This window comes from Candidatus Defluviilinea gracilis (assembly GCF_057138825.1).
This window is the reverse complement of record NZ_DBNHEF010000079.1, coordinates 269,512-281,219: the sequence shown is the minus strand read 5'-3', so window position 1 is coordinate 281,219 and position 11,708 is coordinate 269,512. Positions and strand designations below refer to the sequence as shown.

Genomic DNA, 11,708 nt, shown 5'->3' with positions numbered 1-11,708 from the left:
GGGCGCGCGTACGCGCGCCCGGAATTTGGAGTATGTAGTGAAACGAATTATTCCTATCCTATTGGCGCTCCTTATCGCGCTGATCGGCATTCGCGCCGCCTATGCCCAAGGCGCCGAGACCATCTGGCTGAGCGCTGTCAACACATCGTACAAAACAGGCGAGACCGTTCTCGTCACGGTCAACGCCTCCTCTGCCACGCCCGTTCAGGGATTCACCTTCCAGATCCGCTACGATCCGGAATGTCTGCGTCCGGTCAATGCCTCTAGCCCGATCGCGGGAATGAACGGTTTGCAACTTCCGCAGCTCACCGGTTTGGTGGATGGCTCGTACGCCAGCACTACCCCTCAAACGATTAACGGCGCGCTGGCAGAAGTGAGATTCACCGCCTTGCAAGGGTGCGACACCAGCCTGTATCTGGAAAGCGCCGCCCTGGCAATACGCAATGCCGAGGGGTTTGCCGCGCCGTTGTTGAGCGTTCTCGTCGGTGAGCGGAATGTCTCCTTATTCATCGACAAAGAAGTCGTAACGCAAGTCGCTCCGCAGGACAGCGGTTCGATGCTGGCGCTCGAGCCGCCGGAACCCGAAGGCGGAACGTCGATCGGGTGCATCGTAGCCGTCATTGCGATTCTGATCGCGGTGGGATTGTTCGGCGTGTACCGCGTCTTGCGAAAACCATCATGAGATCGGGGTTGCCGACTCGGCTGACTGAAAAGCGAATCAAGCCGCCCCGTGGAAAGATGCGAGGAGCAATGTCCAATACGATTCTTCGCGCCATGTTTTTGATCATGTTCATGACCTCGCTTCTCTCGCAGGGTCAGCCTGTTCGCGCCGCGCCGCCGTTCCCGCCAGTGGACATGTTCCAACTGCCGTGGGAGTTGGGCAAGGCGTGGGTTGCGTATGATGGGTTTGGGCGTCACGCGACCAGCGCGCACAACCCTGCCAACGGCGGAGCGGTTGATTTTGCGCCGCACACAAACATGAAAAAAGGCGAGAACACATCCAATGCCTGGGTGACCGCTGTTGCCGATGGCACGGTGGTGGCGATTTCCAAATGCCATTTGATCATTGCGCACAGCGGCGGCTGGACAAGCGAATACCAACACCTCGCAAATTTTCAAGTGAAGTTGGGCAACGCGGTGACGCGCAATCAACGCTTGGCAGTGATCGCGAACGCTTCGGCTCAACAGCCCGTGTGCCTCGGCAGTGAAGATCAGGATACGCCGCATTTGCATTTTTCACTACGCCCCAACATGGTCGGCGCGACGTTCGCGGGTTGGGAGTTCAAATATAACTCGCTGTTCAAAACGACAACCTTTGTCAAGAACGGCAACAGCGTTGGTTTATTCGCGCCCCTCTTGAATGTGATGGAAACATCCACCACGCCAACGCCGATAACCGCCACACCATCAACTCCAACATTGATTCCAACGGCGACCAGCACCGCGCTATCGGGCCCGTACATTTCGACGACAGTCAGCGCGCCGAATGTGGCTGTGGGCGACACCGCGCTTGTCACTGTCAATTTGAACAACGTGCCTGCGGAGGGCTACACCAGCGCGGAGATCACTTGCACTTACAACGCGAGTCTTCTTGAAGCGAGCAACATCACCTTTACGAATCTCTTCGGCGCCGATGCCGCAACGACGATCTTCGGTCCGCAAGACGGAAGTTTCATCGCCGCCATCGCGGGCAAGAAGGGCAACAGAGCGACCACAAGCGGCACGGTCTTCACTTTCACTGTGAAAGGTCTGCAAGCGGGATTGACCGCCATTGATTGCACCGCGCGCATCTCGCAAGGCAACGGCGCGTTGACGAGCATCCCCTATGTTGGGACAAGTATCACGGTTCTTGGATCATCCACACCGACGCCGCCGGTCACTTCGACGCCTGTGCCTGCCTCGCCCACTTCAACATTGATCCCCACCTCGACCAATCCCTCCGCCACCCCGACGATTGTCTCCACCCCACTTGGTCCCGGTGACTTGGTCCCTTCGCTGTCTTTCGTTCCAGTTGTCACCGGTTTATCTCAACCGGTCTTGGTCACGAATGCGGGCGATGGTTCCGGGCGTTTGTTTGTTCTGGAACGAGTTGGGCGCGTTCGAGTGATCAGCAACACAGGCAGTCTTCTTCCAACTCCTTTTTTAGATCTCACCTCGATCGTGGGTTCATCGGGAAGTGAAGAAGGTTTGCTGGGACTCGCCTTTCATCCCAATTACGAATCCAACGGATTATTTTTTGTCGCATACACCGATACGTCTGGCAATCTCGTTCTTGCAAAGTATTCGGTTTCATCAGACCCGAATGTGGCGAACCCTGCCAGCGCGGTGACCGTGTTGACGATTCCGCATCCGGGCAACGCGAATCACAACGGCGGGATGCTTGCCTTCGGCAGTGACGGTTACCTCTACTGGTCAACGGGCGATGGCGGCGGCGGGGGAGATGTTCCCAACAATGCGCAGAATACGAATGCGCTCTTGGGGAAAATACTGCGCTTGGATGTGAACTCCGGCAGTCCGTATTCGATCCCCTCGGACAATCCGTTCGTTGGCGTCTCAGGCGCGCGCGGCGAAATTTGGGATTATGGCTTTCGCAACCCCTGGCGTTTTTCCTTTGATCGAGGCACGAGCGATCTGTACATTGGCGACGTGGGGCAGGGGAGCCGCGAAGAAATTGACTTTGAATCCTCTTCATCATCTGGCGGACTGAATTATGGCTGGCGGGTCATGGAAGGCAGTCTCTGCTTCAACCCCTCCAGCGGATGCGACACCAGCGGAAAAGTTTTTCCCGTCACTGAATATGACAACACGGGAGTCACCTGCTCGGTGACCGGCGGATACGTCTATCGCGGTTCGCAGTCTGCGCCGATGACTGGCATCTATTTCTACGGCGATTATTGCAGTGGAGAAATTTGGGGGCTCCTGCAACAATCTCCCGGCGTTTGGGATTCCGACCTCATCACGGATACCTCGTTTTTCATCTCCTCGTTCGGCGAGGATGAAGCGGGCGAACTGTATCTCACCGATTATTCGAGTGGCTCAGTGCAGAAGATCATCGGTCCGAATGCGCAAGTTCCAACGGCAACTTTCACCCCAACCCCGTTCGAGTCGCCCACGCCTATTCCAACATTTACATCCGTTCCCGGCGCCACTCCAACGCCGACTGTTACAGATATTCCCATCCAAACGTTCACGCCATTGCCTACTGCTACGGCAATTTCCGGCGCGGCAGTCACTGGACAAGTGATCGCCTCAAAAGTTGTCACTGTGCGATTGTATGACACAAATGACACTTTTGTCTCATCGGTCAATGCGAACCCCGATGGCACGTTCAGGCTTGACGTTGCGGCGGGAACGTACACCATCGTCGCCACTGCCAACGGATTTCTCCGCATTCAAGGGACGATTACACTTTCTGGTGGAGAAACCCATGCCATGCCAGCCATTGCCTTGCTGGCTGGCGATATTGATGATGACGGTTCCATTGACCAATTCGACGCGATGACCATTGGTTTCGGTTACGGAACCTCCGAACCGCCCGGCGCAGACTTGAACAGCGATGGCATCATCAATATTCTGGATTTGGAATTGCTGGCGAAGAACTACCGCAAGACCGGTCCGATCCTGTGGGAATGACGCGCGAAAATTGAACGAGTAGACCAAAGCCCCCGAAGGCGAACCAGCCCGAAGGGGTTTTTGATTCGCAGTCTTTCGTCAAAATGGAATACAATCAATACATCGTTTGCAAAAATCTTTGCCACAGAGATCACAGAGACCACTGAGAAAAGCTCTTTTTACTCTGTGATCTCTGTGGCTTAGCAGAACTCACCACACAAAGCCTAATTCAAGGAGCGTATCATGGCGGCTCAAAAATATTTCCAATGGCAGAACGATATTTTGCTCAAAGATATTTACCCGATGCGGCTGGTGAAACTGCGCGACGTTCTGGTCTTCTTCAAAGAAGCCGACCTGTGGGCGGAATATAAAAACAAGGACATTGCCGCGCTGACTGCGGATGTGGCGGAATATAAAAGAGGGATGGAAGCCGCCCGCAAAGCGGAGATAGATAATTACTCGAAATTAAAAACGTATTTCCTTACGAAAGATGTAAGCGCCGCCTTTGCCAAATACAAACCCGTCGAGCCTGAGGCGATGGCGCTCATCCAAAAAAATCACGATCTCTTTATCGCGTCGTGGCCCAAGGATATTCGCGGCGAGCGCGGATTCATTCAAAGCCGCATCGAATCGTTCAAGTTGCAGTTGGGATTCGTGCGCGACCGGGCGCGTTACCTCCAACGCCAGCTCGATGCGATGCTCCCCGAACATCCGAACCGCCCGAAGGTGCAGGCGGAATATAAACTTAAAAGCGAATCGTCCATGCCGATGCTGCTGGATGAAATGGAAAAACTGCGCGAGTTCGATCTGTGCTACGACAAACTCGGCGCGCCGAAACTGGAGTGGTACAAACTCACCAAAGCCGACCCGAACTTCAAAACCTCCGAAGAGGAATTCCTGCGCACTTACGATTCGAAAACACCGGTCACTGTGAAAGATATTGCGCGTTTGAAAACGGAGCAATACGCCAAGACCCTCGAGGGCAAGGATCAATATCAACTGCTGGCGGATATCCGCGCGCGGTTCGAGAAAGAGCCGAAGCGTTTCCCGGTCTGGCTTCAATACATGATCGTCCATTTTTCGGGGATGCGCTATAAGTCCGCGCATGGATCGTGGGCAGACCCGAAGGACTTGCTCGCGCGTCTGCGCGTGGAGGAAGTGAAGAAAGCCCAAGCGGCTCTTTCCGACGGGGAGGTGGAAGCGCGTTGTAAGGAGAAGATCGCCCAGTACGAAGGGGCGGGAGTGAACAAGCCCGGGCTGGCGAAGGCAACTGAAAAAGTCTGGAAGGATCGCGTCGCGTTGCACATGCAGGGAGTCAAGGCGCGCGGACCGCAGTCCCGCCGCATCGGTTTGGACGGCTTGGCGGAAGCGGAAGCCAAATACGAGTTCATGTCCATGACGACCGATCAGGCGTTGGCGAAGTTGGAGGCGATGAAGGGTCAATTCCCCGCGTGGGCGTGGAAGATGATCGTCTTGCTCACGCCTCTGCGAGTCAATCACGTCACCGCGCCGGGCTGGGAAACGTTCACTGCCGAGGAAGATAAAGTCCGCTTTGCCGATAAAACTTTCTATCCGCTCCTCAGCAAGTGGGCGACGGATAACACCGGTATGTGGCGACCCGAGCATGGGCAGAGCCACGAACTCATCGTCTCGCGCGCGGTGTGCAATGAGACAGCCGAACACCTGCAACACATCCGCGGACATTTACCGCCCGGCGGGTTGACCGAAAACGCGGCGCGATATTTCAAATTGTTCAAAGCGAAAACCCCCGGCGTCACTTTTATCCGCCCGACGGGAGCGGAACATTACACACAAGGCGCGAGCATCTTCTGGCTGAGGTTTGTCGGCGGCGACCCAAGCCCGTGGCAGATCGCCAAAGGTGTGGAAGATGCGAATGGCGAAGGTCTGCTTTCAGGGAGTGTTGTGGGCAAGCAGAAAAAAGATCGAAGCGGAAAGAACGCGCCCGCCGCTCCTTCGTGGCAATACAAAATGGGCGAGCCGATCACGCGGAGCCGCACTACAGTGGACGCGAACAAGAAACCGATCCCTGAACATCAATGGCTGAGGTGGATCCATGAGGCGACAGTCGTTGAAGTGGTGGATACTGCCGACGGTACGTACGTGTACACTTTCGAAACATCCCTGCCCGATGACTTCCGCGGTACCTCCTGCCTCGGCGTCTTCCGCAACTCGCTCCGCTGGAATCTCGATGACGGCACCGAGGATTTCTACAATCGCTCGTTCGTCGGCTTTGTGCCGGAAGGTCAGGTTCCGACCGAACATATGAAGACGATGATGGATTGGAATAAGATTCTGGCGAAGTGAAAGATAGAGGATAGAGAGTAGAAAGTAGAGAGTAGAAAGTAGATGGTAGAGACTGGAGATTGGTCTGTGAACCTCAGCAGGTATCTCTAGTCTCTAATCATCTAATCTCCAATCTCTTTTTTTTCCTGCAACTTTTTCCCACCGACTCCTGTACTACAATTCAGCCATGACCGCGCCCACCGACCGCGACTTGATCGTCCGCGCCCGTCGCGGTGACGGCGGCGCGTTCAGCGAACTCGTCACGCGTTATCAGACCAACGTGTTCAATGTCTGCTACCGCATTCTGCATGAGCGCGGCGAAGCCGAAGACCTGGCGCAAGAGACGTTCATGCGCGCGTATAATCGCCTCGAGCAGTTCGATCTTGAACGCGAGTTCGGTCCGTGGGTGAGGCGCGTCGCCGCGAACTTGTGCCTCAATCATCTCGAGTCGCAGAAGGTCACCGCGCCGCTCGACGAGGATCGGGACGCTGATGAAAGCCAACGACCTGAGAAGCAGGTTGAGGTGCGAGAAAGAAGCGAGCAAATTCGCGCGGCGCTCGCGTCGTTGCCTCCGCATTATCGAGTCGTCGTCGAACTCAGGCATTATCAAGAAATGTCGTATGATGAAATTGCGGCTGAATTGAAAATCCCATTGAGCGACGTGAAGAGTCATCTCTTCCGCGCCCGCAAACTGTTGGCGGAGAAACTCCATGCACCTGACTGACCACATCTCGGATGTGCAACTCAACGAATATCTCGATAACGAAATTGCGGATCGCACACACATCGAATCGCATCTTGCTTCATGTGGAGAATGTGCGGCGCGTCTTACCGTGCTTCAATCGTTATTCGCCGAACTGGATTCCCTCCCCGAAGCGACTCTCTCCACCGACCTCGCCGCACGCTTCTCTTCGCAGGGACAGCTGACTCCGCAACTCTCGCGCTGGCTCACACTGACAGCGACTCTCCAAGCCGCGCTCGCGTTGATCGCGCTCATCATCGCCGCGCCGTTCGTATTGAACTTGTTGCCTCCTCTTGAAACGCCATCGTTCACCGAAGTATTGATCCAACTCCAATCGCAATGGCTCACATTCTTCAACACATTTACCAATTTCCAATTACCAAGCTTGCCTTCGTTACCACCGCTTCAAATCCCCACACTGACTCTTTCCCTCGCCCTTGCTTTTGCATCCCTGCTCTGGCTGGTGGGGAATGGGTTGCTGTTGAGGAAACAAATAAGATAACCATCGCGCTGAGCGGAGAGCCGAATGCAATTTGAGGCTCGTAGTCGAAGCGCCCTTCGACTGCACTTCGTTCCGCTCAGGGCGAAAATTAGGAGAATCCATGACCGACATCATCCGCGTAACACTGCTCGTTACATTGCTCGCCGTTGATTTTGCTTGTTATTTTCTCGTCGTCAGCGCGTTCTTCAACAAACGCGTCTTGAAAACGCTCAACGTTGCGAAGCAACTTCCCGCGCGTTCCTTGGGCATCGGATTCGTCAATTTCCTATTCTTCGGCACGATCACCGTTGTGTTGTTCGCAATTGCAGATGGTGCGGAAAATGGCGCGATCAAATTCATCGTAACGATCCCATCGTTATTGCTAGCAACTATTCTGGTAATTCTTCTCAGCCTCGGACTTTCCTCGATGGTGAGCATCCTCGGCGAACGGATTTTCCCCGATCTCTCGGCATGGAAGCAATCATTCTGGGGAACGGTCATTCTCACCTTTGCGTCCGCCATTCCCTTTCTGGGATGGTTCCTGCTCTTCCCATTTGTCGCCCTCACAGGCTTCGGCGCGGTGATATTGGGATTCTTCCAACGCGATAATTAATTTACCGCGAAGCCCGCTAAGCACGCAAAGATTCTTTCCTCTTTCTTCTTTCATCCTCCACTTTCCACTTTCCAAGACGCGCTAACCCCGCGTCTTTTCTTTTCATCTTTTCATCTATTCACTACTCTCTTCCCTGCAACTTTCCCTCTCCCTCCCCTGTATCCCATACATCAACCAAAAGAAAGGACATTCCCCATGGCTGACATCTCCGCCATCTTCTTCATCCTCTTGATCCTCGGCGTCGCGTACCCTGCGATGCTCGCCGCGTGGTGGCTATTGTTCCCTAAACTCATCCAACGCGCGCAGACCCGCGTCGAAAAATCCCTCGGCGCGACCTTCTGGCTGGGACTTGTCGTCGTCATCGCGCTTGTCATCCCCATCGTGATCCTGTTCGCGTTGCCGCTCGGTCCCGCCAAATCCCTCGCTTGGATTCTCCTCGGCGCGTCGCTGGTGTTCTCCTCCATCGGCTCCGCTGGCATCGCCGCGCACCTCGGCGAACGGATGAACCAAACGGGCAACAACTATTCACCTCTCAGCGCGTTCGTGCGCGGAGCACTGATCCTCGAACTCGCCGCCTTCTTCCCGCTCATCGGCTGGCTTTTCGTGTGGATTCCGCTCCTCATCACCTCCTTCGGCGCGACCGCGTTTGCGTTGCTGAATTGGATGCCGCGTGTGAAAGCCGTAAACACGGAGACAGGTACACAGGTAAGCACGTTGAAGGCAGAGAGTGTTTAGAAAGTCGGAAGTAGAAAGTGGAAAGTAGAAAGTAGATAAGTAGATGAGTAGATAAGTAGACCATCTTCCACTTTCTAGTTTCTACACCAACCAATCCTCTAATCCTCCAATTCTCTAATTCTCTAATTCTCCAATCCTCATGATCTCCCGCCGCGACTTCCTAAAACTTAGTACCCTCGTCACCGCCAGCGCCGCGCTTTCATCATGCGCCCCAGTGTACCGACGACTCACAGGCGGACTCCCCACCCTCCCGTGGACTCCGCTCGACGCGCAGGACTTTCTCGCGTTGAATCGACTCACCTTCGGTCCACGCGTGGAGGAACGCGCCCGCTTCGCAGAGATCGGCTTGCAAGCCTTCATCGAAGAACAGCTCGATGTTGAATCGATTGACGATTTCTCATCCGACCTTCGACTTTCGACCTTCGACACTCTTCACATGGACGCGAACGAGATCGAAGGCGTCACCAATCAACTCTTCGATGGTTACGACCGCGAACGACCCGCGCGCGAATTACGTCAAGCAACGTTGCTTCGTCAGATTTACAGCAAGCGACAATTCTACGAAGTGATGGTCGAATTTTGGAGCGATCATTTCAACATCTTCATCGAGAAAGAACCGCTGTTTTATCTCAAGACGGTTGACGACCGCGAAGTGATTCGCAAACACGCGCTCGGCAACTTCCGCGATCTCGTGTGGGCGTCGGCACATTCGCCCGCGATGCTGGTCTATCTCGATAACCACGTCAACGAGAAGAGTCATCCCAACGAAAATTATGCGCGCGAACTCATGGAACTCCACACCCTCGGCGTGGACGGCGGCTACACTCAAAGCGACGTGATGGAACTCGCGCGTTGTCTCACGGGCTGGACGGTCAAAGAACATTTTTGGTTGGGCGAGTTCACCTTCAACAAAGACATCCACGATGAGGGGGCGAAAAAAGTTTTGGGTCTGGCGATCCAGCCGAACGGTCAGAGTGAAGCGGAGCAGGTCATCGAGCATCTCGCGTCGCATCCATCCACTGCGCGATTCATCGCGACGAAATTAACTCGTCGCTTCATCGCGGGCGATCCTCCGCAAGAGATCGTCGAGAAAGCCGCGCAAACTTTTCTCGACACGCGCGGCGACATCAAATCTGTGTTGCGTGTGATTCTGCTTGATGGTCTCTCGCGCGCGCAACCAAAATATAAACGCCCCGCGAACTTCATCACATCCGCGTTGCGACTCACCAACACCGAAACCGACGGCGCCCTCAACGATTATCTGCTTCGCATGGGTCAGTTGTATTTCAATTTGCCCACGCCCGATGGCTATCCCGATGTCAGCGCGCCGTGGCAAAGTAATCTCATGCCGCGCTGGCAATTCGCGTTCGAGTTGATGCGCGATGAGATCGGCGGCACGAAAAATAATTTGAATCATTTATTGGATGTCTCTTCGACGGGCATTCTCGTCGACGACGTGGACGCGCTCACCTCTCTGCTTTTAGGCGCCCCTCTAGAACGCCTCGAACGCGACGGGCTAATTGCCTCAGTCCATTCAGCGGACTCTACCCCCGAGGAGACTCTGCAAATCCTCGCCGCTGGCATCCTCGCCTCGCCCGCGTTTCAGTGGAGATAAACCTCGGTGGTCGAGTAGTCCTGAGCGAAGCCGCCGCGCTGAGCCTGTCGAAGCGGTAGCGGAGACGAAGGACGTATCGAGACCACTAATAACCAGCGTAAATGATGCCAGATGTTGTGGTCTCGCCTGCTGGCGTCTCGACCACCTTATGAATAGAGATAACAAAGCAACTTTGGTGGTTGAGTAGGGCGGGTGCTTTTCCCGCCCGTATCGAAACCACCAATTGCAAATGTAAATGTAGCCAGATGATGTGGTCTCGATACGCTCGCAACGAACCACTTCGACAGGCTCAGTACAGCGGCTCGCTACTCGACCACCCAATGAATACGGAGTAAACATGCTACAAACCTTACCCACCCTACAACAAAAATCCTGGATGCCGCGACTCGCGTTCGCGCCTCATAACGTTGCCCCGCGCGGCGACACGCTTGTCGTCATCTTCCTGCGCGGCGCCGCGGACATTCTCAACATGGTCGTGCCGCATGGCGAAGAGGCGTATTACGCGATGCGACCAACATTGGGAGTTGCGCGACCAGATGACTCGGGAAAGAAGAAAGAGGAAAGAGTTTTAGATTTAGATGGATTCTTCGGCTTTCATCCCTCGATGAATTCACTGCTTGACTCTTGGTATTCGAATCAACTCGCCATCATCCACGCGTGCGGCGCGCCCGACGAATCGCGCAGTCACTTCAAAGCGATGGAACTCATGGAGCGCGGCGTGGACGATGAGCGCGGCCCCGCCTCGGGCTGGATCGGTCGTCACCTCGCCACGTTGAATACGGGCAACTCGTCGCCTCTGCGCGCGGTGGGGATGGGGACTCGTCCGCAACGGAGTCTGAGCGGAAGCGTCCCAGTCTCTGCCCTGCGTTCGATCGCGGACTTTCATCTCGGCGGTGATCCGCGCGCTCTGCAACAAATGCGCGCCGCGTTGAACATCGTGTATGAAGATGACGTGCTTGGGCAGGATACGTTATCCATTATGGATACTCTCGAAACGCTCGACCCAAACAATTACCAATCCCCCTTTACCACTTACCCCGACTCCGAATTTGGTCTCGCGCTCAAACAAACCACCATGCTCATCAAAGCGGAAGTGGGACTCGAAGTCTCAGCCATTGACGTGGGCGGCTGGGACACGCACTTCGCGCAAGGCTCGACGACTGGCATCATGCCGAATCTCATGAAAGATTTGGCAGATGGCATGGCGGCTTTCCACGCCGATATGCAGGAACACATGAAGAATCTCACCGTTGTCACCATGTCTGAGTTTGGTCGTCGCGCCTCTGAAAATGGAAGCCTCGGCACCGATCACGGTCACGGAAGCATGATGATGGTCATGGGCGGCAACGTGGACGGCGGCAAAGTCCACGGCGAGTGGCCCGGGCTGGAGGATGGTCAAATGATCGGACCAGGCGACCTCGCCGTCACGACCGATTACCGCGATGTGCTGTCCGAAGTGTTGCAGAAGCGATTGAACAACCCCGCCACCGATCAAATCTTCCCCGATTACTCGCCTGTGATGAGGAATTTGTTGAAATAATAAATTGTGATATGTCATGCTTAGGAGCGAAGCGACGAAGCATCTCTGACACCGTCGTAGAGACCC

General features: G+C 55.0%; 9 protein-coding genes. All 9 read left to right on the top strand.

Annotated elements, in window-relative coordinates; genetic code table 11:
• Positions 1–682, top strand: a 682-nt coding sequence (locus AC16KF_RS16745; protein ID WP_484038497.1) for a cohesin domain-containing protein, incomplete at its 5' end; no start/stop codon positions are given.
• Positions 683–750: 68 nt separating this feature from the next.
• Positions 751–3,633 carry a PQQ-dependent sugar dehydrogenase gene (locus AC16KF_RS16740; RefSeq protein WP_484038496.1) on the top strand — a complete coding sequence of 961 codons (2,883 nt, stop codon included), beginning with the start codon at positions 751–753 and terminating at the stop codon, positions 3,631–3,633.
• A gap of 222 nt (positions 3,634–3,855) precedes the next feature.
• Complete coding sequence (locus AC16KF_RS16735) at positions 3,856–5,937, top strand: hypothetical protein (RefSeq protein WP_484038495.1); 2,082 nt, start codon at positions 3,856–3,858, stop codon at positions 5,935–5,937.
• A 166-nt stretch (positions 5,938–6,103) separates the two neighbouring features.
• Positions 6,104–6,640, top strand: coding sequence for an RNA polymerase sigma factor (locus AC16KF_RS16730; protein ID WP_484038494.1), 537 nt, complete (start codon positions 6,104–6,106; stop codon positions 6,638–6,640).
• Positions 6,627–7,160, top strand: a complete 534-nt coding sequence (locus AC16KF_RS16725; protein WP_484038493.1) for an anti-sigma factor family protein — start codon at positions 6,627–6,629, stop codon at positions 7,158–7,160. The genes AC16KF_RS16730 and AC16KF_RS16725 overlap by 14 nt, the downstream gene beginning before the upstream one ends.
• Positions 7,161–7,260: 100 nt before the next feature.
• The gene (locus AC16KF_RS16720; RefSeq protein ID WP_484038492.1) at positions 7,261–7,752 is read left to right on the top strand and encodes a hypothetical protein; all 492 of its coding nucleotides are present in this window, start codon (positions 7,261–7,263) and stop codon (positions 7,750–7,752) included.
• Positions 7,753–7,947: 195 nt separating this feature from the next.
• On the top strand, positions 7,948–8,487 hold the full coding sequence (locus AC16KF_RS16715) for a hypothetical protein (RefSeq protein ID WP_484038491.1): 540 nt from the start codon (positions 7,948–7,950) through the stop codon (positions 8,485–8,487).
• 139 nt (positions 8,488–8,626) lie between these two features.
• Entirely contained in the window at positions 8,627–10,102 is a 1,476-nt protein-coding gene (locus tag AC16KF_RS16710) for a DUF1800 family protein (protein WP_484038490.1), read from the top strand.
• Between the two features lie 337 nt (positions 10,103–10,439).
• Positions 10,440–11,642: a DUF1501 domain-containing protein gene (locus tag AC16KF_RS16705; protein ID WP_484038489.1), complete on the top strand. Its 1,203-nt coding sequence runs from the start codon at positions 10,440–10,442 to the stop codon at positions 11,640–11,642.
• The last annotated feature ends 66 nt before the right edge of the window (positions 11,643–11,708 follow it).

Bases quoted from the DNA above. Each gene is read 5' to 3' on its own strand.
- AC16KF_RS16740 (WP_484038496.1), top strand. From the start codon at position 751: ATGTCCAATACGATTCTTCGCGCCATGTTTTTGATCATGTTCATGACC.
- AC16KF_RS16735 (WP_484038495.1), top strand. From the start codon at position 3,856: ATGGCGGCTCAAAAATATTTCCAATGGCAGAACGATATTTTGCTCAAA.
- AC16KF_RS16730 (WP_484038494.1), top strand. From the start codon at position 6,104: ATGACCGCGCCCACCGACCGCGACTTGATCGTCCGCGCCCGTCGCGGT.
- AC16KF_RS16725 (WP_484038493.1), top strand. From the start codon at position 6,627: ATGCACCTGACTGACCACATCTCGGATGTGCAACTCAACGAATATCTC.
- AC16KF_RS16720 (WP_484038492.1), top strand. From the start codon at position 7,261: ATGACCGACATCATCCGCGTAACACTGCTCGTTACATTGCTCGCCGTT.
- AC16KF_RS16715 (WP_484038491.1), top strand. From the start codon at position 7,948: ATGGCTGACATCTCCGCCATCTTCTTCATCCTCTTGATCCTCGGCGTC.
- AC16KF_RS16710 (WP_484038490.1), top strand. From the start codon at position 8,627: ATGATCTCCCGCCGCGACTTCCTAAAACTTAGTACCCTCGTCACCGCC.
- AC16KF_RS16705 (WP_484038489.1), top strand. From the start codon at position 10,440: ATGCTACAAACCTTACCCACCCTACAACAAAAATCCTGGATGCCGCGA.